The sequence below is a fragment of the Citrobacter sp. CtB7.12 genome (assembly GCF_001297795.1).
GTDB classification, from domain to species: Bacteria; Pseudomonadota; Gammaproteobacteria; order Enterobacterales; family Enterobacteriaceae; genus Citrobacter_A; species Citrobacter_A amalonaticus.
On sequence record NZ_LIFT01000015.1, the window covers coordinates 56,602 to 76,514 of the forward strand.

Below are 19,913 nucleotides of genomic sequence, written 5' to 3' on the forward strand. Positions count from 1 at the left end.
ACAGAGGGGAATAGTTACTAAATACATTGTATGTTGTAACTATAGTGCTTGTATAAGAAACCCGGCCTTAGCCGGGTCACTGCTTTAGCAAAGCGGTTTCACCGCTTCTCGCATTCCTTTTGACAGAATGGCATCGAGATCGGCAGCCACCTGCTCAACCAGCCCCGCCACTTTCGTCAGGTCTTGCTCCCAGTGTTCTTCTACCGCCAGCACGTCACTCACCAGTTGCTGAGTCGTCATCTGGCGATCGCCATGCTGGCTCCAGAGTTGCTGAAAACGGGTGATCCAGTGCGCATCGTCCTGAACCGGGTAAGCTTCCCCATTACGCTCACCGCGATAGAACGCAATCAGGGCGGCTAACGCGAAGGTCAGACGAGCCGGGAGTTGGCCGTTCGCCTTCTGCCCTGCCAACAACTGGGGAAGAATACGGGTGCGGAATTTAGTCATCCCGTTCAACGCAATCGACAGCAACTGGTGCTTAATATAGGGGTTACGGAAACGTCCGGTAACCGCACTGGCAAATGACTCCAGTTCATCACGCGGCAGATCGAGAACCGGGATGATCTCCTCATAAATCGCTTTTTCCACAAAGGCGCAGATTTCGGTGTCATTCATCGCCTCGCCGACCGTATCCAGTCCTGCCTGGAATGCCACCGGTACCAGCGCCGTGTGCGCACCGTTAAGGATGGCCACTTTACGCTCTTTGTACGGCTTAATATCCTCAACAATCAGAACGTTAAGCGGATATTTATCGAGACGCAGTTCTGCTGCCAGTGATTTCGGTCCCTGGATCACAAACAGATAAAAGTGTTCGGCTGTATCGAGGAAACCATCGTGATAGCCCAGTTCGCTCTCCAGTTGCGCCGCTTCATCGCGCGGATAACCCGTGACAATACGGTCCACCAGCGTGGAACAGAAGACGTTTGCCTGATCCAGCCAGGTGATAAATGCCGCTGGCAGTGACCACTCCTGCGCATAGCGCAGCACCAGCTCACGTAAGGCATCACCATTATAATCAATCAGTTCGCAAGGAATGATGATCCAGCCTTTATCCGACGCGCCGTTGAAATGGCTGTAGCGTTCAAACAGCAGACGCGTCAGCTTCGCCGGATAACTTACCGCTGGCGCATCATCAAATTTATCACCTGCGTGATAACTGATACCTGCTTCTGTGGTGTTAGAGAACACAAAACGCATCTCAGGATTGTGCGCCAGTTTCAGGAACGCATCGTAATCACCGTAAACGCTGATTTCACGATTCACCGAACGAATCAGACGAGCATCGCTGACGGCTTCTCCCTGTTCATTCAGACCGCGAATGATTGTCGTGTAAAGACCATCCTGGGTACTGAGTGAAGGTGGAAATGTACTTTCAATAGGTCGAACAATGACCACACCAGAATTCAGATCGGTATGTTCATTCAGCAGATCAACTTGCCAGTCAATAAAGGCGCGAAGGAAGTTACCTTCACCAAACTGAATGATGCGTTCAGGATAGTGAGCACCGGGAAAATCGCGACGGTTAAGTGTTTTCACAATGGGTTCCCTTTCGATTAGTCATACAACCTGATTAAATTGGTAGAACAGGTTAGCAAAACTTCACGAGAGTAAAACCCTGTTTTGATCAATTCATGACAACAATTTATAGAGATTTATAAAAAAGCGTGGTGCCGGTCAGCTTTCCATCTGGCATCAGCGCATAATCAGGGATCTCACCGACTTTGCGCCAGCCGCAAGAGTGGTAGAACAACTCAGCATCGCTTCCTGTAGCGGTATCCAGCACCAGCTGCTTTTTTTGCTGCTGTATTGCGCACGTTTCCAGTGCCGTCATCAACTGACGAGCGAATCCCTGACGACGTGCGCTGGAGTGAACTAAAAGTTTCGCCACGTCCGCGCGATGAGGTTGATTTTCCGGCTGCTTGAGAATGAGTTGCACGGTACCGACAATCACGCCTGAGGGGTTGTCGAGCGCAAGAACGACGCGCTCTCCTCTGCCCGCGCTTTGCGCGACGTCATGCCAGAATGCACGTGCTTTTGAACAGGTAAACGGTAATACAAAACTGACTGATGCGCCGCGCGTCACACAGTCGGTCAGGACGTCACAGAGCTCATCAATTCTCGCCTCGATAGCTCCCGCATCCAACACATAACAGGATTTTGCCAGGGTCATGTTGCCTCCGTAATAGAGACAACACCATGCACTTAACATTGTGATAACACAACGGGGAGTTCCATAGGATATTGTTATGCCAGATCGCTTCCAGCAAAGACGGTCTTATCCGTCCGGCGATCGCTGGTCCGATTACGACCTTCGTTCTTCGAACGGTACAAACACTCGTCCGCTTCAACCATCAAGGTGTTGAAAACGTCCGTCAGCAAATGGGTGCCGATACTGCCATTCCCAAGGCCAATGCTGACTGTCAGATAGATATTCTGCTGGTTCCAGGTGAAGGGTTGCTGTGCGACCGCCGTACGAATATTTTCCGCCAGCAGCATTCCCTCATCAGGATGCACTGAGGGAACCACCACGACAAATTCTTCCCCTCCCATACGCGCCACCAGCCCCCGGTCACCGATAATCTCGCGAATACGTTGTGCAAACACGCGGAGTACTACATCGCCGCATTCATGACCGAAGTTGTCATTAATGCTCTTGAAATAGTCGATATCCAACAGCATGACAGTGATATGCTGCGAGCGCGGGTACTCCTGACGCTTCAGCGCTTCATAAAGTCCGGAACGAGAATAAACGTGGGTAAGAAAATCGAAATCAGCGCGCAGGGAAACCTGCTTCATCAGGGAATTAATCGCCGCCACGCTGACTGAAACCATAATGGGGCAAATTGCCATCGTGGCAATTCCCAGTCGGGCAGAGAACATCTGCGGCGTAGACAACGGTGACGCCACCGCGATATTGATTATCGAATTTGCCACCAGCACAATTTCAACGGCGCCGGTAAGAAAAGTCAGCAGACAAGTGACCTGCGGGGTGTAGCGCACCGCACACCAGATCAGCGCCGGCAGCGGAAAGGCCAGGCTTCCGGCGCCGCCAATAATGACCGATGCCAGCACCGAGATAATTAACGCCGCCACCGGCATCAGTTGTTCAGGTTTAAAGCGTTTTACCGCGCCGGGAATACCCAGCGTCAGCATACAGGGCACAATCAGCACCCCGGTTGAGAATTGTTCGCTGAACCAGTCAGCCACCAGTGGCCAGAATGACAGTCGGTCGATACCCACAGATCCCATCGCGCCAATTATGGCGCAGAGCAGTGCCGCAATCAGACAGTAATTAAATAAGCGTAACGCACTGATAGGCTCATATTTATTTTTCCCCAGTCGCTTATCGCGGATCACCAGTTGGGCGACAACCACGATAAACACCATGTTGGAGAGATTAATAATCAGCGATACCCATCCCCACTCGGTGGTGATCGCATCATAACCCAGCATGGCGACGTAGCTAACAGCATAATAATGCAGCTTGTTTAACCAGACATAACGGGCAAAAATCCCGGCGATCACGCCGTTGAGCGGCCAGAACAGCGAGAGTTCATGCACCAGGCGCAGCTCGGCGCCAATAAAGTAGAACAGTGTGGTTAAAGCAAAAATAACGCTGGCGTTACGCAGTGAATGGCCTTCCTGAAACAGCCGGAAAGACGGAATGTGGAGTACGTGCATTAAATATCTATCCATATAATTGCCGTCGGCAATTATCTCTGCGTAATGGTTATAATATTTAAGAGAATAGCATGAATTATTCTCAAAGGTAGTCGTACTCCAGCTGCGTTAACATTTTTATTTGTTAAATCCGCCAGCAATAAACCATGCTTATTTTATGGGATTAACGTAACCATTTAATTATTACGGTGTATTCATTTGAAGCACTAACCAGTGATGGATAACAGCGACCACATACTGCTGTTGCTCATCGCTCAACGGCTGTCCCTGGGCGATATTATGCCATTTAGCAAGACAGCCGCGACAGCAGGTCGCCGTGGCATGTTGGGCGATAAATACCGGATGACCGCGCATCGGCGTTTGTTTGCCGTCATTGACCGGTGCGGCTGGCGCAAGTCGCTTCGCCACAAAATCCGCAGCATGTTGATCGATAACCTCTGCCCCTTTATCCCAGCAATACTGTCTCTCTTTCGTGCCCAGACGAAAACGGGAGCGAAACGGCGAGCGCGACAGACGGGCAAAAAGCGGATCAAACGTGTTCATCAGTAAACTGAACGTCCTAAGCGTTGAGTCAGTTGTTCCAGCGCAGCGATACCCGCGAGCGAATTCCCGGTCGGATCCAGTTCAGGACTCCACACGGCGATCGCCATCTCATGCGGCACTATCGCCACAATTCCCCCGCCTACACCCGATTTCGCGGGCAAGCCAACACGCCACGCAAATTCCCCGGCGTTCTGATACATTCCGCTGGTCGCCATCAGCGCATTGATCTGTCGTGCCTGCATCGGCGTCACCACAGGCTCATCAAGATGAAACGCTTTCCCCTGGTTCGCCAGAAAGACAAACGTCTTCGCCAGTTCCACACAGCTCATTTTCAGCGCACAGTAATGAAAATAGTTTTGCAGGACCGTCGTCACGTCATGATGAAAATTACCGAAGGATTTCATCAGCCATGCAATGGCGGCATTACGGGCGGAGTGTTCGAACTCTGAACGGGCCACCACCGCATCATAAGCGATATCCGGCACACCACTCAGCGCACGAACCACTTCCAGCATACGCTGACGCGGTGCGCTGAGTCGCCCCTGTAACATGTCACAGACAACCAGCGCCCCGGCATTAATAAACGGATTCCGCGGAATGCCGTACTCCATTTCTAACTGCACCAGCGAATTAAACGGCGAACCGGACGGATCTTTCCCCACCCGTTGCCAGATCTCATCCTCTGAATAGTGACGCATTGCCACCACCAGACTGAGTACCTTTGAAATTGACTGAATGGAAAAGCGTTCAGTCGCATCCCCGGCCTGCCAGAGCTGACCTTCCACGGTGCAAATCGCAATACCCAGTCGGGACCCGTCAACCGAGGCCAGCGCGGGAATATAGTCCGCAACCTTGCCCTGACCTATCAGCGGGCGAACCTCCGCCAGAATGGCCTCTAAAATTGAATTGTCCAGAGTGATTGCCACACCACGCTCCTTGCCTGCCGGTCTGAAAAGGGCTGCGAGTATAACAGAGCGGAATACCCCACGTCAGGCCGGAAGTCGGAATCTCGCCACGGCGTGAATCAACTGGCGCGATTCATTATGCAACTGCTGCGAGGAAGCCGATGCCGTATCCACCAGTTCGCGGGTATCACGCGCGACCAGGTTCAGCGCTTGCAGCTGACGCGTCATTTGATGGATTCGGGCTCCCTGATGCAGCGTCGCGGCGGAGATATCATTCAGTGAGGCGCCCAGATTTTCCACCAGCGCGATCACCTGCTGTAAGTTCTCTTCCAGATGCGTCACTGCGCTTGACCCTTCTTCTATTCCTTGCAGAGAGTGATAGATCAGCGCCTGAATATCCTGCGTGGACTGACTGCTCTTGCGCGCCAGCAATCCCACTTCTCTTGCCACCACCGCAAAGCCGCGTCCCTGCTCACCGGCATGGGCGGCTTCGATAGCCGCGTTCAGCGCCAGAATATTAGTCTGGAAGGCGACGTTATCAATCAGCGCAATAATCCCGCGCATTTCCGCCGAGCGCGTCACAATCGCCTGCATTGAACGATTCACGGTATCCATCATTCGGTCACCGCCTGCCGCAATGGCGCGCGCTTCTTCCGCACGCTGATTCGCCAGTTGGGCATATCCGCTGTTATCTTCAACGTGCGTTTCCAGCACAGAAATATGCGAGGTGACGTTATGCAGTTCTTCACTCTGTTTCGCCGACTGCTGATACAAGCGCGTATTGTTCTGCGCCAGCCTTTCGATATTGTCAGCCATCGCCGTCGTTGCCTCACTGACCTGCTGGACCAGTTCACGTAGCCCCTGCTGCATCGCACCAATTCTTACGTGGAGCTGCGACACTTCCCGGTTAGATCCAGGTACGGCAGGAAGCGGCTGTGAGAGATCGCCTGCCGCCAGAATATCAATATGTGCGATCAGCCGACGCAGCGGAGAAATCACCCAGCGCGACATCCCCCACCAGACCACGATCGCAATGGTCAGCAGCATTACCGGCAGGAGTAAGAACAGATGCTGAAGATCGAGTAGACGATCCAGCAGTTGTTGTCGTCCACTCTCCCGCTCCTGGGCAGTGACCTTTTGCACTCTGGCATAGTTATCATTGAAGTCGGCCTGAAACGCCTGAATGGGCACCGCAAAGAACGCGTCAATCGACTGCGTCTTACTTAGCCCTGTCACCTGTTCCTGGATACCGCCGCTAAAACGCTGATAGCTGTCGACCAGCCCGTCGTCCGCCTGCGGGTTCATTTCGCGCCATGCCTGCCACGCGGTTGTCGACTGAGTTAACGCCTGCCGGGCTTCGTCAATCAACGGCTGCCAGCTGCCTTCAGAACCCGTGGCGGCATCCTGCATAAAGTAAACACCCGCCCGATTGAGCAGATCGCTGGCGGTCAGAAGCGCAATCCGTGCCTCTTCAACTTTTGTCTGTTGACGCAACGCCTGTTGGTTACGCTGCTCGTTTTCCCGGGCCTGACTGACAGAAAACGACAGCATCAGTGACGACGTCATTTGCAGCACGGAAAACAGCGCAATGATGCAAAAAATCCCGGTTAACAGGCCAAACTGCTGCGGTAGAAAACGGCGCGCAACGCGACGTAAAATTTGAGTTAAGTTCATAATATTCTTCAGTATCAACACGTTAAGCGCGAGTCTACGAAGCGTAAATGACAAAACTATGGCAGAAATGTGACAAGGCGCCCCGCAGAGAGCCGGAAAGATTAGCGTCGGTTCTTCCAGACGGTCTGCACATTACAGAATTCACGCAGACCAAAGTGCGAGAGTTCGCGACCAAAGCCGCTCTTCTTCACGCCGCCAAACGCCACCCGGGCATCGCTGGCGCTAAAGCCGTTGATAAAGACACCGCCACATTCCAGACGTGCGGCTATCTCCAGTGCCCGGGCTTCATCGGCGGTAAAAAGGGTCGCCGACAGACCAAAGTCACTGTCGTTTGCGAGTTCCAGCGCATGCTCAGCACTCTTCGCTATGGCGATCGCCGCAACCGGCCCGAACAGTTCTTCGCGAAACGCCGTCATCTCAGGGGTTACGTTGGTCAGCACCGTGGCCGGATAAAAGTTACCGGCTCCGGAAGGCATCTCACCGCCAAGTCGTAACTCAGCGCCTTCGGCAATCGTCGCCTGCACCTGCTGATGCAACTCGTCACGCAGATCGGCACGCGCCATCGGTCCGAGTTCGCTCTCCTCCGCCAGCGGATCGCCCTGCTTCAGCGCGGCGGCAGCCGCCACAAAGCGCGCGATAAAGCACTCTGCGATCCCCTCTTCGAGAATAAAGCGTTTCGCCGCCGCACAAACCTGCCCACTATTTTGGTAGCGTCCGGCCACCGCCGCCTGCACTGCCAGATCCAGATCGGCATCGCTAAGCACAATAAACGGATCGGAACCTCCCAGTTCCAGCACACATTTTTTCAACGCGGCTCCGGCCTGAGCGCCAATGGCTGCCCCTGCACGCACGCTACCGGTCACCGTCACGGCCGCAATCCGCGCATCGTTTATCAATGTGCTGACGCCCTGATTATCCGCATTCAGCCAGCCGTAGACGCCGACGGGTATCGCTGCATCAGCAAAAACCTGGCGGATGATTTGCGCGCAGCCAATAACGTTCGGCGCAGGCTTAAGCAGATAGCCATTACCGGCCAGCAAAATCGGCACCGCTCCGCGCAGCACCTGCCACAGCGGAAAATTCCACGGCATGACCGCCAGAATGGTACCTAACGGACGATACTCAATGACCGCCTGTTGGTTTTCCACCTGCGTGGGTTCAGCGTCCAGCATTGCCGGGCCGTGTTCTGCATACCAGTCACACAGTGCCGCCGATTTTGCCACTTCTGCACGCGCCTGTTTAATCGGTTTGCCCATCTCACGGGTAATGCACTGTGCCATCTCTTCGCCACGCACGCGTAAGGCCTGGCCGATGTCACGTAATTTCTGCGCCCGATACGCCACCGTAGTCTGTTTCCAGTCGCGAAATCCCACGGCCGCAAGCTGTAGCGCCTGTTCAATGTCCTGGGCCGTAGACCACGGCAGTGCTGAAAGGCGTTCGCCATTGTACGGGTTGGTGGAAATGGCGTGGGTTGCCGGCGAAATCGTCATACAGTCTCTCCATCATTCTTGATGCGATCATCATGGACGCATTTACTCTTTCCGAAAAATGAATAATATTAACCAAACCATTCACAATTAGAGAACATCATGGATCTGACCCAACTGGAGATGTTTAACGCGGTTGCCGAAACGGGCAGCATCACCCAGGCAGCGGCGAAGGTGCACCGTGTCCCCTCCAATCTCACCACCCGCATTCGCCAACTGGAGGCCGATCTCGGCGTCGATCTGTTTATTCGCGAGAATCAGCGCCTGCGCCTTTCCCCTGCCGGGCACAACTTTCTGCGCTACAGTCAGCAGATCCTCGCGCTGGTTGACGAGGCGCGAATGGTTGTCGCGGGTGATGAACCTCAGGGGCTGTTCTCACTGGGCGCGCTGGAAAGTACCGCCGCGGTACGGATACCGGCTACGCTTGCTCGCTACAATCAGCGCTACCCCAAAATCCAGTTCTCCCTGGCGACCGGGCCTTCTGGCAACATGCTGGACGGCGTGCTTCAGGGTCATCTCAATGCCGCCTTTGTGGACGGACCGATTACCCACCCCGGTCTTGAAGGGATGCCGGTGTATCAGGAAGAGATGATGGTGGTTACGCCGCACGGTCACCCGCCAGTGACACGCGCCAGCGAGGTCAACGGCAGTCACATTTACGCCTTTCGCGCCAATTGTTCCTATCGCCGCCATTTCGAAAGCTGGTTTAATGCCGATCGGGCAATGCCAGGCACGATCCACGAAATGGAGTCCTATCACGGCATGCTGGCCTGTGTGATCGCCGGTGCTGGTATCGCGTTAATCCCCCGTTCGATGCTGGAAAGTATGCCCGGACATCAGCAGGTTGAGGCCTGGCCGCTGTCCGGTAACTGGCGCTGGCTGACGACCTGGCTGGTCTGGCGGCGCGGGGCGAAGATGCGCCAACTGGAGGCGTTCATTGAGCTGCTGACGGAACAATGCTGAAAACGAGATCTGAATCACAAAACGGTTGTCTTTTCATCAGCAAACGTTTTAAGATCGCATCCTCTCCTTTTCGCAACGAACCGATGCACTCTTATGACAACTCAAACGGTTTCCCGCAAAGTCGCGTGGTTACGGGTCGTTACGCTGGCTATTGCTGCGTTTATTTTCAATACCACAGAATTTGTCCCCGTGGGTCTGCTTTCAGACATCGCACAGAGTTTTAGTATGCAGACCGCACAGGTCGGGATCATGCTGACGATCTACGCCTGGGTTGTCGCGCTGTTGTCCCTGCCGTTCATGTTGCTGACCAGTCAGGTTGAGCGGCGTAAGCTGCTGATATGCTTGTTTGTGCTGTTTATTGCCAGCCATGTGCTCTCGTTCCTGGCGTGGAACTTCACCGTGCTGGTGATTAGCCGTATCGGGATTGCCTTTGCGCACGCGATCTTCTGGTCGATTACCGCCTCACTGGCGATCCGCCTTGCTCCCGCGGGCAAACGCGCTCAGGCATTAAGTTTACTCGCCACCGGAACGGCGCTGGCGATGGTGCTGGGCTTACCGCTTGGTCGTATTGTTGGTCAGTATTTTGGCTGGCGAACCACCTTCTTCGCCATCGGGATGGGGGCATTCATCACCCTGATTTGCCTGATCAAGCTGCTGCCGAAATTACCAAGTGAACATTCCGGCTCGCTGAAAAGTCTGCCACTGCTGTTCCGCCGTCCGGCGCTGATGTGCCTCTATCTGTTGACGGTGGTGGTGGTGACGGCGCACTACACCGCGTACAGCTATATCGAACCGTTTGTGCAGACTGTTGCCGGGTTGAGCGCGAATTTCGCCACCGTACTGTTACTGGTGCTGGGCGGTGCAGGCATTATCGGCAGCATCATCTTTGGCAAGCTCGGCAATCACCATGCCTCGGCGCTCATCAGCATCGCCATCGCGCTGCTGCTGCTCTGCCTGGTATTGCTGTTACCTGCCGCTGACAGTGAATCTCATCTGGCTGTTCTGAGCGTTTTCTGGGGGATTGCCATCATGGTGATTGGCCTCGGGATGCAGGTGAAGGTGCTGGCGCTGGCTCCGGATGCCACGGATGTAGCGATGGCGCTGTTTTCCGGCATTTTCAATATTGGTATTGGTGCGGGCGCGCTGGTGGGAAATCAGGTGAGTCTGCACTGGTCGATGTCAACCATTGGCTACGTGGGGGCCGTTCCGGCACTTGCCGCGCTGATCTGGTCGGTGATTATCTTCCGTAAATGGCCGGTCTCATTAGAAGAACAACCACAGCATTCCTGACAGACAGCCCGGTCATCGCGACCGGGCTTTTTGATCAGTAGGTTTTAATAATTTCCAGCACGCCGTTAATAATAAACTGCACGCCCATACAGACCAGCAGAAAGCCCATCAGCCGGGAAATGGCTTCAATACCGCCCTTGCCCACCAGACGCATAATCGCCCCGGAACTGCGTAAGCATCCCCACAGGATCACCCCCACCAGGGCAAAGATGAGCGGCGGCGCGACGGTAATCACCCAGTCAGGAAAATCCGTGCCGTGACGCACCGTTGAGGCGGAGCTGATAATCATCGCAATGGTCCCCGGCCCCGCCGTGCTTGGCATTGCCAGCGGCACAAACGCGATATTGGCGGTCGGCTCATCTTCCAGCTCTTCCGACTTGCTCCGCGCCTCCGGCGATTCATGCGCTTTTTGCTGCGGAAACAGCATGCGGAAACCGATGAACGCCACAATTAACCCCCCGGCGATACGCAGGCCCGGAATGGAGATACCGAAAGTATTCATCACCAGTTGGCCCGCATAGTAGGCCACCATCATGATGGCAAACACGTAAACCGATGCCATTAACGACTGGTGATTCCGTTCTGCGCTGTTCATGTTCCCGGCAAGACCGAGAAACAGCGCGACGGTCGTCAACGGATTCGCCAGAGGGAGAATCACTACCAGCCCCAGCCCTATTGCTTTAAACAAATCCATCATATTGGCCGTCATTCCTGTTTCACCCATGTATTAGCGGCAAGTATAAGTGGAAAACCATGAAGTTAGCCATTCTGGTGCTGTAAGCATTCGTTAGCGACCTGAGAGATAACCGCTAATTATCATTAACTAAATAAAATGTGACACAGCGCGTGTCTTTTCGCTTTTAGCAAAACGTGTGATCGGTAAATCCATTCGTTTGACTTATAGTTGCCTGGGCAATATTATCTGCCGTAACTAAATACTTGCCAGGGCAACCATTGTGAAAAGCACCAGTGACTTATTCAATGAAATCATCCCACTGGGGCGCTTGATCCACATGGTCAATCAGAAGAAAGATCGTCTGTTGAACGACTATCTCTCGCCGCTGGATATCACGGCAGCACAGTTTAAGGTGCTCTGCTCTATCCGTTGTGCGGGCTGCATTACCCCGGTTGAACTGAAAAAAGTGTTGTCTGTCGATCTCGGCGCCTTAACGCGCATGCTCGAGCGTCTGGTCTGCAAAGGCTGGATTGACAGACTGCCTAACCCACATGACAAACGCGGTGTGCTGGTGAAACTCACCGAACACGGCGCGGCAATTTGTGAGCAATGTCATCAATTAGTAGGACAAGACCTGCACCAGGAATTAACAAAAAACTTAACGGCGGACGAAGTGGCAACACTTGAGCATTTGCTTAAGAAAGTACTGCCGTAAAACAAGAAGAGGTATGACGATGTCCAGACGCAATACTGACGCTATCACCATTCATAGCATTTTGGACTGGATCGAAGATAACCTGGAATCGCCGCTCTCACTGGAAAAAGTGTCTGAGCGTTCAGGTTACTCCAAATGGCACCTGCAACGGATGTTCAAAAAAGAGACCGGCCATTCATTAGGCCAGTACATCCGCAGCCGTAAAATGACCGAAATAGCGCAGAAATTAAAAGAGAGTAACGAGCCGATTTTATATCTGGCAGAACGTTACGGTTTCGAGTCGCAGCAGACGCTGACCCGGACATTCAAAAACTATTTCGACGTTCCGCCGCATAAATACCGTATTACCAATATGCGCGGCGAATCGCGGTATTTGCTACCGCTGAACCATTGTAACTAACCATCGCCTGTAAACGACGTAATCGAGGAAATCATGAAACTGTTGTCTTCTGCAATGCTGGCCCTGCTGCTTGTTGTCTCAGGTCAGAGCGTTGCGGAGCAATCCGCGCAGCCCACCACGACAAACAGTCGTGACACGATGATTGTCCCCACTTCACAGGAACAGTCGCCGTTTGATTTTAATCACATGGGCGCGGGAAGTGACAAGTCCGACGAACTGGGCGTGCCCTATTACAACCGGCACAGCCTGTGATTCGTTTTCGCCCTGCTGAAAAGCGGGGCTTTTTTTATCCCCCTGATCGTTATATTCTTAAAATTTCCCGCAGCGCCGTTTTCGCTCTTCTTTTACGTATTCATTTTATTCAATAGGCAAATTATGCTGCTTCAAGAAAGTTAGCTTATCCCAGTAGCCTCTTTGAAATAAAATTTTATTATTTACTATTTGGAAAAAACCGCAACCTCTCAGACCTAATGGGTCACGCCACTCTAAAATTGCCCATTGTCCATCTTCGAAAATGTTTTCAACGATACAAACCATATCCGTGTAAGAAAAATCTTGTTCAAACATTTTCTTTATCGCCTCTTTACCAATAACTGGCTCATTGGCAACCTGATGGTTTATTGCATTCTCATCATATAATTCTGAAATAGTTTCTATATCAGCATTATTAAATGCGTCAACCCATTGGCAAAGTATCTCTTTTGGCGTCATATAATTTACCTCCAACCTGTGAACATTCCCTCGTCGTAACATATCATCAAAAAATTATCAAGTTCAACATTTATTTAAAATATAGCCATTACTTAAAAATAGAGCAGCCTGTACATGGCTGCTCTATTAAAATATCTGTTACTATTTTTAAATTCACTTCTAAGTATTAAATGACAATGGATGATTGTGATAATATTAACGTCAGTTTTTACCTGCCAGGCCTGATCAGCGCAGCGACTTCAGGCAATCCCTGCGCTATTTGCTTTTTCCGACCTACGATCCCCTCACCTGCGCCGTTCTGCGCCAGCGAAAACCAAACACGTTGATGTACAGACCGGCCATGATCAGCATCGCGCCAAACAGCTGTAATGCGCTCAGCGTTTCGTCGAGCAACAGCGCCGCGCTGGCCAGTCCCACCACCGGTACCAGCAGGGAGAGCGGCGCAACACGCCAGGTTTCATAACGCCCGAGCAGCGTCCCCCAGATCCCGTAGCCGACTATCGTGGCAACAAAGGCCAGATAGACCAGCGATAAGATCGTGGTCAGATCGATGGCAATCAGGCTTTCAACGATTTGCGTCGCGCCGTCGAGCAACAGCGATGCTGCAAAGAACGGCAGTATCGGAATCAGTGCACTCCAGACCACCAGCGACATTACCGGCGGGCGCGAGGCATGCCCCATTATTTTTTTATTGAAGATATTGCCGCAGGCCCAGCTAAATGCCGCCGCCAGCGTCAGCATAAAGCCGAGCATCCCGACATGCTGTCCGTTGAGGCTGCCTTCAATCAGCACCAGCACACCAAAAATTGCGAGCGCAATTCCGGCAATTTGTTTGCCCTGCAAACGTTCGCCAAAGGCAAATGCGCCCAGCACGATGGTGAAAAAGGCCTGAGCCTGCAATACCAGCGACGCCAGTCCAGCTGGCATGCCAAACTTGATCGCGCAAAACAGAAAGGCAAACTGACCGAAGCTGATTGTCAGGCCGTAACCGAGCAGCAGCGACAGCGGAATACGCGGACGCGCAACAAAAAATATCGCCGGAAACGCCACCAGCAAAAAGCGCAACCCCGCCAGCATCAGCGGTGGCATTGCATGCAGCCCCACCTTAATGACAACAAAGTTCAGCCCCCAAACCACCACCACCAGTAATGCCAACAGCCCGTCTTTGCGCGTCATACCACCGCTCCGCGAAGTTTAAATTTTTGTAAACAAGTTAAAGTAACGGAAATGAGTAGCCCGCAACAGATCATTAATTCTGGTAGGGATAGCAGTGCACAATAGAACAATTTATCCGCTATACATCACACTTTTGCCGTGTTATTTCTTTACATATCTAAAACAAATATAACGAAACACACTGTCGGGCAGAGAAATGAACAAAACGCTGAGACGATCCACCCTTGCTTTACTCGCCTCCTCACTGTTACTGACGATCGGTCGTGGCGCAACGCTGCCCTTCATGACCATTTATCTGAGTCGCCAGTACGACCTGAGCGTGGATCTGATCGGCTATGCCATGACCATTGCGTTGACCATCGGCGTGGTCTTTAGCCTTGGCTTTGGCATTCTGGCGGACAAATTCGACAAGAAGCGCTACATGCTTCTGGCGATTTCCGCCTTTGCCTTTGGCTTTATCGCCATTCCGTTGGTTGATAGCGTAATGCTGGTGGTGCTGCTTTTTGCCCTGATCAACTGCGCTTATTCGGTGTTTGCCACCGTGCTGAAAGCCTGGTTTGCCGACCATCTTTCGCCCGGCGCGAAGGCAAAAATCTTTTCGCTTAACTATACGGTACTGAATATCGGCTGGACCGTTGGCCCGCCGCTCGGCACGCTGCTGGTGATGCAGAGCATCAACTTACCCTTCTGGCTCGCCGCCTTCTGCTCCGCCTTTCCGCTGGTGTTTATCCAGCTTCTGGTCAAGCGTTCTGCCGCCGCCGTTAATAGCGAAAACAGCGTCGCCTGGTCGCCTGCGGTACTGCTGCACGATAAAGCGCTGTTCTGGTTTACGCTGTCGGCGTTTCTGGCCTCGTTTGTTTCCGGTGCGTTTGCGTCCTGTCTCTCTCAGTACGTGATGGTCGTCGCCGATGGCAATTTCGCTGAGAAAGTCGTGGCGGTGGTGTTGCCCGTCAACGCCGCGGTGGTCGTCAGCTTGCAGTATGCCGTGGGGCGCAGACTGACGCCGGCTAACATTCGTCCGCTGATGGGCTTTGGCACCGTCTGTTTTGTCATTGGTCTCGGCGGATTCATGATCTCCGGCAACAGCCTGCTGCTCTGGGGCGTATCCGCCGCGATCTTTACGCTTGGCGAAGTGATCTACGCACCAGGTGAATACATGTTGATCGATAACATCGCCCCACCGGGTATGAAGGCCAGTTATTTCTCCGCGCAGTCGCTGGGTTGGTTGGGTGCGGCGTTTAACCCGTTGGCCAGCGGCGTCATTCTGACCTCTTTCCCCGCCTGGACGCTGTTTATCGTCCTGATGGTGGCGATTATTGTCGCGTGGGCGCTGATGCTTAAAGGCATGCGTGTCAGACCCTGGGGCCAACCGGCGTTGTGTTGAGCTGATGTCGTGCAGGTCCAAGTCCTGCACGTCTGTCAGATAGCCACTAAACCGCGTACCCCTTCCGATTCCATATTTTCGCCGCGTCCCCGTTGAATAATGCTACCGCGCGACATCAGCAAATAGTTATCCGCCAGTTCCGCTGCAAAGTCGTAGAACTGCTCAACCAGCAGAATCGCCATATCGCCACGCCGGGCGAGCTGAGCGATCACCTGTCCTATCTCTTTGATCACCGACGGCTGAATCCCCTCCGTCGGTTCATCGAGGATCAATAACTGCGGACGACTCGCCAGCGCGCGGCCAATCGCCAGTTGCTGCTGCTGACCTCCGGAGAGATCGCCGCCGCGCCGCTGTTTCATCTCTTTCAGTACCGGGAATAGTGTGTAGATCTCTTCCGGAACCGCTTTCGCTTCGCGTGACGAAAAGCGCGACAGCCCCAGCAACAGGTTTTCTTCCACCGTCAGTCGCGGGAAAATTTCGCGGCCCTGCGGCACATACGCGATGCCCGCCTGTACCCGCTGATGCGGCTTGCGATGGGTGATGTTCTTTTCCTGCCAGGCCACCGTTCCGCTACGCGCCGGTATCAGCCCCATCAGACATTTCAGCAAGGTGGTTTTACCGACGCCGTTGCGTCCCAGCAGGCAGGTCACTTCACCAGGGCTGGCGTCAAAGGTGACGCCGCGCAGAATATGGCTGCCACCATAATATTGATTCAGTTCATTTACCTGTAGCATCTGTACTCCTTAGCGCCCAAGATAGACGTCAATCACCTGCTCGTTGGCCTGCACCTCACGCAGACTGCCTTCCGCCAGTACGCTTCCCTGATGGAGCACCGTGACGTGGTCGGCGATGGTTTCTACAAAGCCCATATCATGCTCCACTACCATCAGCGAATGTTTGCCCGCCAGCGTACGAAACAGTTCTGCAGTATATTCCGTCTCAGCATCGGTCATGCCAGCGGCGGGTTCATCCAGCAATAGCAGGTGCGGCTCCTGCACCAACAGCATACCAATCTCGAGAAACTGCTTCTGTCCGTGTGACAACATTCCGGCGCGACGCCCTCTTTCGGTCCGCAGGCGCAGCAAGCCAAGCATCTCATCGATGCGGTCGCGCTGTTCGCTGTTTAGCTTTGCGCGCAGTGACGCCCACACCGATTTATCGTTTTTCATCGCCAGCTCAAGGTTTTCTGCCACCGTCAGCGCTTCGAACACCGTCGGCTTTTGAAACTTACGGCCAATACCCTGACGGGCAATGGCGATCGGATCCAACGCGGTCAGATCGGTTGACTGGTCATACAGCGCCTTTCCGCTTTGCGGACGCGTCTTCCCGGTAATCACATCCATCAGCGTGGTTTTCCCCGCGCCGTTAGGACCAATGACGCAACGCAGTTCGCCAACGCCAATATTCAGCGTGAGATTGGTTAATGCCTGAAAACCGTCAAAGCTGACGTTGATGTTTTCCAGTTGCAGCACCGGGTCCGTCTGCTGGCGATAGCGATCGCCGGGAACCTGGCGGGTAAAAAGGCCTTCATCCGGCTGCATTATTTGTCTCCTTTACGAAACAGGCCAATCACACCACGGGGTAAAAACAGCGTGACACCGATGAAGATCAGCCCCAGAAACAGCTGCCAGTATTCCGGCATGATGACGGTGAAGAGGCTTTTGGCACCGTTTACCATCACCGCACCAATGACCGGGCCGATCAGCGAGCCACGCCCGCCGAGCGCCACCCAGATGGCGGCTTCGATAGAGTTAGTGGGCGACATTTCGCTGGGGTTAATGATCCCGACCTGCGGCACATACAGTGCGCCTGCCAACCCGCACAACACGGCAGAGAGCGTCCAGACCAGCAATTTGAAACCTTTCGGGTCATAGCCGCAAAACATCAGCCGGTTTTCCGCGTCGCGCACGGCGGTGAGGATCCGGCCAAACTTACTGCGCGCCAGCGCAAACCCCAGCCACAATGCCAGTACCAGCAACCCTAGCGTCGCCAGAAACAGTCCGATACGGGTGGTGGTGGCAGTGACCGACAGCCCCAGAAGCGTGGTAAAACCGGTAAACCCGTTGTTGCCGCCAAAACCGGTCTCATTACGAAAGAACAGCAACATACCGGCGAAGGTCAGCGCCTGCGTCATGATCGAAAAGTAGACGCCTTTAATCTTCGAGCGGAAAGCGAAGTAGCCAAAGATCAGCGCCAGTCCGCCGGGCACCAGTACCACCAGCGCCATTGCCCACGCAAAATGCTGGGTTCCCCACCAGAACCACGGCAACTCGCTCCCGGAGAGAAAGGACATAAACGCGGGCAGCCCTTCACCGGAGGCCTGGCGCATCAGATACATCCCCATCGCGTAACCGCCAAGCGCAAAGAAAAGCCCGTGTCCCAGTGACAGCATCCCGGCATACCCCCAGACCAGATCCAGTGCGACCGCCACCACCGCATAGCAGAGAATTTTCCCGGCAAGCGTCAACGTCCACACGGAAATCGCCAGCGGATGATCGGCGGGCAGCAAGGCAAGAAACGGCAGCACCATCAGCGCCAGCAGGATAATCCCCGTCAGCACCCGACTGATACGCGGCGCTTTACGCGCCAGTGTTAAGGTCATTGGCATGGTCATTATTCGGTGACTCTCCCTTTCAGAGCAAACAGTCCCTGGGGTCGCTTCTGGATAAACAGAATGATCAACACCAGAATGACAATCTTCCCGAGTACCGCACCCATCTGCGGTTCGAGGATTTTGTTGAATACGCCGAGACCGAACGCCGCCGCCACGCTACCGGCAAGTTGGCCGACGCCGCCCAGCACCACCACCAGAAAGGAGTCGATGATATAGCCCTGGCCCAGTTCCGGACCGACGTTACCCAGTTGCGACAGGGCGACGCCGCCAAGTCCGGCAATACCTGAACCCAGACCAAAGGCCAGCATATCCACACGCCCCGTCGGAACACCGCAGCAGGCCGCCATACTGCGGTTCTGGGTCACGGCGCGTACCCGCATGCCCAGCCGCGTTTTGTTCAGCAGCAGCCAGGTGAAGAACAGCACCAGCAGCGCGAACCCCAGCACCACAATGCGATTCCACGGTAGCACCAGACTGGCGTAAACCTGTACGCCACCCGACAGCCACGCCGGATTCGCCACCTCCAGGTTTTGTGCCCCGAAGGTCATCCGCACAAGCTGGATCAGCATCAGGCTGATACCCCACGTCGCCAGCAGCGTTTCCAGTGGACGTCCGTAAAGATGGCGGATCACCCCGCGTTCCAGAATCATTCCCGCGCCTGCGGTAAACATAAAGGCAACCGGCAAGGCAACCAGTGGATAAAAGGCCAGCCACTGCGGGACAAACTGCGCCATCGCCTGTTGCACCATCCACGTACAGTAAGCCCCGAGCATCAGCATTTCGCCGTGCGCCATGTTGATCACTCCCAACAGGCCGTAGGTGATCGCCAGACCGAGCGCCGCCAGCAGCAGCACCGATCCAAGCGACAGCCCCATAAACGCCTGTCCAAGCAGATCGCCAATCGCCATTCGCTGTTGGATACGCGCCAGGCTGTCACTGGCCACCGCGCGCACGCTGGCATCCGGTTCATGAGCTTTGTCAGTAAACGGTTGCAGGCGTGCCTGCATTTCCGGATCGCTGGAGTCGCCCAACAGTATGATCGCCTGACGGCGAATCTCCGCCGATGGACTGGCCAGTTGCAGGTTAGCCAGAACGCGGGTCAGGCGTGATTTCACCTCCGCATCAGTTTCCTGTGCCAGGCGCTGTTGGATAAAAGGCAGCATGGACGGCTGTGCGTCGCGCTGTAGCGTACGGGTAGCCGCCAGCCTTTGTGTGACACTGTCACTAATGAGTTGATGCGTCGCCAGCGCGCCGGCAACAAGAATGCGCAGTCGGTTGGTCAGGCGTAGGGGTTTTACCGTTCCCGTTGGGCTACTGGCCGTTCCCAGAGGCACAACCTGCGTTCCCTCGCGGGTGAAAGCCTGTTTTGTGCTGTCGGTGAGCAGCGCCTCCCGGCTCAGCGCCGTCAGCAGCGGCAAACGCTGAGGGTCAGGTGTTGCCGCCCACTGTTCGAGCAGTTGCGCCTGGACGGTACGGCTGGCGGCGACAAACGCGTCGGCATCGCTGGCCTGAACGAACCCTGGCAGAAGCCCGAACGCCAGCAACAAACCACGAATAAAGCCCATGGCTTTCATGTCAAGATCTCCAGAAGTCACCCTCTGCGGGAGGGATAAGCACGTTGACAAACCTTGCGACGCTTTCGCCTTATCCGGCCTACATCTGCTTAACCCTGCTCGGTGTAGGCCCGATAAGCT

At 54.2% G+C, this 19,913-nt stretch carries 20 protein-coding genes; 6 read left to right on the forward strand and 14 right to left on the reverse strand.

Annotation, left to right across the window (positions count from 1 at the left end; genetic code table 11):
• Nucleotides 1–84: 84 nt before the first annotated feature.
• The 7 genes from AOY24_RS17055 to sad form a co-directional block, all read right to left on the reverse strand.
• On the reverse strand, nt 85–1,536 hold the full coding sequence (locus tag AOY24_RS17055; protein ID WP_054177032.1) for a tagaturonate reductase: 1,452 nt from the start codon (nt 1,534–1,536) through the stop codon (nt 85–87).
• A 106-nt stretch (nt 1,537–1,642) separates the two neighbouring features.
• Complete coding sequence (locus tag AOY24_RS17060) at nt 1,643–2,170, reverse strand: GNAT family N-acetyltransferase (protein WP_054177033.1); 528 nt, start codon at nt 2,168–2,170, stop codon at nt 1,643–1,645.
• A gap of 74 nt (nt 2,171–2,244) precedes the next feature.
• Nucleotides 2,245–3,681 (reverse strand): diguanylate cyclase, encoded by a 1,437-nt coding sequence (locus tag AOY24_RS17065; protein ID WP_044258890.1) that lies wholly within the window; start codon nt 3,679–3,681, stop codon nt 2,245–2,247.
• A 183-nt stretch (nt 3,682–3,864) separates the two neighbouring features.
• The gene (locus tag AOY24_RS17070; protein ID WP_043000716.1) at nt 3,865–4,224 is read right to left on the reverse strand and encodes a DUF4186 domain-containing protein; all 360 of its coding nucleotides are present in this window, start codon (nt 4,222–4,224) and stop codon (nt 3,865–3,867) included.
• Complete coding sequence (glsB, locus tag AOY24_RS17075; RefSeq protein ID WP_044327163.1) at nt 4,224–5,150, reverse strand: glutaminase B; 927 nt, start codon at nt 5,148–5,150, stop codon at nt 4,224–4,226. The genes AOY24_RS17070 and glsB overlap by 1 nt, the downstream gene beginning before the upstream one ends.
• Before the next feature lie 63 nt (nt 5,151–5,213).
• Nucleotides 5,214–6,803, reverse strand: coding sequence for a methyl-accepting chemotaxis protein (locus AOY24_RS17080; RefSeq protein ID WP_054177034.1), 1,590 nt, complete (start codon nt 6,801–6,803; stop codon nt 5,214–5,216).
• Nucleotides 6,804–6,904: 101 nt separating this feature from the next.
• The gene (gene sad / locus AOY24_RS17085) at nt 6,905–8,293 is read right to left on the reverse strand and encodes a succinate-semialdehyde dehydrogenase (RefSeq protein WP_054177035.1); all 1,389 of its coding nucleotides are present in this window, start codon (nt 8,291–8,293) and stop codon (nt 6,905–6,907) included.
• Between the two features lie 99 nt (nt 8,294–8,392).
• On the opposite strand from sad, the gene AOY24_RS17090 reads away from it, so the two are divergent.
• Entirely contained in the window at nt 8,393–9,253 is an 861-nt protein-coding gene (locus AOY24_RS17090; protein ID WP_054177036.1) for a LysR family transcriptional regulator, read from the forward strand.
• A 93-nt stretch (nt 9,254–9,346) separates the two neighbouring features.
• Nucleotides 9,347–10,543, forward strand: coding sequence for a sugar transporter (locus tag AOY24_RS17095; RefSeq protein ID WP_043000721.1), 1,197 nt, complete (start codon nt 9,347–9,349; stop codon nt 10,541–10,543).
• A gap of 34 nt (nt 10,544–10,577) precedes the next feature.
• Here the strand turns inward: AOY24_RS17095 and AOY24_RS17100 are convergent, their stop codons facing one another.
• Complete coding sequence (locus AOY24_RS17100) at nt 10,578–11,240, reverse strand: MarC family NAAT transporter (protein ID WP_043000722.1); 663 nt, start codon at nt 11,238–11,240, stop codon at nt 10,578–10,580.
• 259 nt (nt 11,241–11,499) lie between these two features.
• Between AOY24_RS17100 and marR the strand changes: the two genes are divergently transcribed.
• From marR to marB, 3 genes are read left to right on the forward strand one after another with little or no spacing between them, the layout of a single operon-like run.
• Complete coding sequence (gene marR, locus AOY24_RS17105; protein WP_043000723.1) at nt 11,500–11,934, forward strand: multiple antibiotic resistance transcriptional regulator MarR; 435 nt, start codon at nt 11,500–11,502, stop codon at nt 11,932–11,934.
• Between the two features lie 19 nt (nt 11,935–11,953).
• The gene (gene marA / locus AOY24_RS17110; protein WP_139155862.1) at nt 11,954–12,334 is read left to right on the forward strand and encodes an MDR efflux pump AcrAB transcriptional activator MarA; all 381 of its coding nucleotides are present in this window, start codon (nt 11,954–11,956) and stop codon (nt 12,332–12,334) included.
• A gap of 33 nt (nt 12,335–12,367) precedes the next feature.
• A complete protein-coding gene (gene marB, locus AOY24_RS17115) occupies nt 12,368–12,586 on the forward strand; it encodes a multiple antibiotic resistance protein MarB (RefSeq protein ID WP_043000725.1) in 219 nt (72 codons plus the stop codon).
• A gap of 105 nt (nt 12,587–12,691) precedes the next feature.
• On the opposite strand, the gene AOY24_RS17120 is transcribed toward marB, so the two are convergent.
• Both AOY24_RS17120 and eamA read right to left on the reverse strand, forming a co-directional pair.
• Nucleotides 12,692–13,045 (reverse strand): nuclear transport factor 2 family protein, encoded by a 354-nt coding sequence (locus AOY24_RS17120; protein ID WP_044258874.1) that lies wholly within the window; start codon nt 13,043–13,045, stop codon nt 12,692–12,694.
• Between the two features lie 273 nt (nt 13,046–13,318).
• Complete coding sequence (eamA, locus tag AOY24_RS17125; protein ID WP_054177037.1) at nt 13,319–14,221, reverse strand: O-acetylserine/cysteine exporter; 903 nt, start codon at nt 14,219–14,221, stop codon at nt 13,319–13,321.
• Between the two features lie 196 nt (nt 14,222–14,417).
• On the opposite strand from eamA, the gene ydeE reads away from it, so the two are divergent.
• Nucleotides 14,418–15,605 (forward strand): efflux MFS transporter YdeE, encoded by a 1,188-nt coding sequence (ydeE, locus tag AOY24_RS17130; RefSeq protein ID WP_044326680.1) that lies wholly within the window; start codon nt 14,418–14,420, stop codon nt 15,603–15,605.
• A 35-nt stretch (nt 15,606–15,640) separates the two neighbouring features.
• On the opposite strand, the gene urtE is transcribed toward ydeE, so the two are convergent.
• The 4 genes from urtE to urtB are packed head-to-tail and all read right to left on the reverse strand — an operon-like array spanning nt 15,641 to nt 19,793.
• Nucleotides 15,641–16,339, reverse strand: a complete 699-nt coding sequence (urtE, locus tag AOY24_RS17135) for an urea ABC transporter ATP-binding subunit UrtE (RefSeq protein ID WP_054177038.1) — start codon at nt 16,337–16,339, stop codon at nt 15,641–15,643.
• 9 nt (nt 16,340–16,348) lie between these two features.
• Nucleotides 16,349–17,146: an urea ABC transporter ATP-binding protein UrtD gene (gene urtD, locus AOY24_RS17140; RefSeq protein WP_044268069.1), complete on the reverse strand. Its 798-nt coding sequence runs from the start codon at nt 17,144–17,146 to the stop codon at nt 16,349–16,351.
• Complete coding sequence (gene urtC / locus AOY24_RS17145; RefSeq protein ID WP_054177039.1) at nt 17,146–18,219, reverse strand: urea ABC transporter permease subunit UrtC; 1,074 nt, start codon at nt 18,217–18,219, stop codon at nt 17,146–17,148. Before urtC ends, urtD begins: the two co-directional genes overlap by 1 nt.
• Nucleotides 18,219–19,793, reverse strand: coding sequence for an urea ABC transporter permease subunit UrtB (gene urtB, locus AOY24_RS17150; RefSeq protein ID WP_043000732.1), 1,575 nt, complete (start codon nt 19,791–19,793; stop codon nt 18,219–18,221). The genes urtC and urtB overlap by 1 nt, the downstream gene beginning before the upstream one ends.
• Nucleotides 19,794–19,913: the final 120 nt, after the last annotated feature.

What these genes read in the sequence shown, in the direction of transcription:
- AOY24_RS17060 (WP_054177033.1), bottom strand. Translation starts at nt 2,170, where the DNA reads ATGACCCTGGCAAAATCCTGTTATGTGTTGGATGCGGGAGCTATCGAG.
- AOY24_RS17065 (WP_044258890.1), bottom strand. Translation starts at nt 3,681, where the DNA reads ATGCACGTACTCCACATTCCGTCTTTCCGGCTGTTTCAGGAAGGCCAT.
- AOY24_RS17070 (WP_043000716.1), bottom strand. Translation starts at nt 4,224, where the DNA reads ATGAACACGTTTGATCCGCTTTTTGCCCGTCTGTCGCGCTCGCCGTTT.
- AOY24_RS17080 (WP_054177034.1), bottom strand. Translation starts at nt 6,803, where the DNA reads ATGAACTTAACTCAAATTTTACGTCGCGTTGCGCGCCGTTTTCTACCG.
- sad (WP_054177035.1), bottom strand. Translation starts at nt 8,293, where the DNA reads ATGACGATTTCGCCGGCAACCCACGCCATTTCCACCAACCCGTACAAT.
- AOY24_RS17090 (WP_054177036.1), top strand. Translation starts at nt 8,393, where the DNA reads ATGGATCTGACCCAACTGGAGATGTTTAACGCGGTTGCCGAAACGGGC.
- AOY24_RS17095 (WP_043000721.1), top strand. Translation starts at nt 9,347, where the DNA reads ATGACAACTCAAACGGTTTCCCGCAAAGTCGCGTGGTTACGGGTCGTT.
- AOY24_RS17100 (WP_043000722.1), bottom strand. Translation starts at nt 11,240, where the DNA reads ATGATGGATTTGTTTAAAGCAATAGGGCTGGGGCTGGTAGTGATTCTC.
- marA (WP_139155862.1), top strand. Translation starts at nt 11,954, where the DNA reads ATGTCCAGACGCAATACTGACGCTATCACCATTCATAGCATTTTGGAC.
- marB (WP_043000725.1), top strand. Translation starts at nt 12,368, where the DNA reads ATGAAACTGTTGTCTTCTGCAATGCTGGCCCTGCTGCTTGTTGTCTCA.
- AOY24_RS17120 (WP_044258874.1), bottom strand. Translation starts at nt 13,045, where the DNA reads ATGACGCCAAAAGAGATACTTTGCCAATGGGTTGACGCATTTAATAAT.
- eamA (WP_054177037.1), bottom strand. Translation starts at nt 14,221, where the DNA reads ATGACGCGCAAAGACGGGCTGTTGGCATTACTGGTGGTGGTGGTTTGG.
- ydeE (WP_044326680.1), top strand. Translation starts at nt 14,418, where the DNA reads ATGAACAAAACGCTGAGACGATCCACCCTTGCTTTACTCGCCTCCTCA.
- urtE (WP_054177038.1), bottom strand. Translation starts at nt 16,339, where the DNA reads ATGCTACAGGTAAATGAACTGAATCAATATTATGGTGGCAGCCATATT.
- urtD (WP_044268069.1), bottom strand. Translation starts at nt 17,146, where the DNA reads ATGCAGCCGGATGAAGGCCTTTTTACCCGCCAGGTTCCCGGCGATCGC.
- urtC (WP_054177039.1), bottom strand. Translation starts at nt 18,219, where the DNA reads ATGACCATGCCAATGACCTTAACACTGGCGCGTAAAGCGCCGCGTATC.
- urtB (WP_043000732.1), bottom strand. Translation starts at nt 19,793, where the DNA reads ATGAAAGCCATGGGCTTTATTCGTGGTTTGTTGCTGGCGTTCGGGCTT.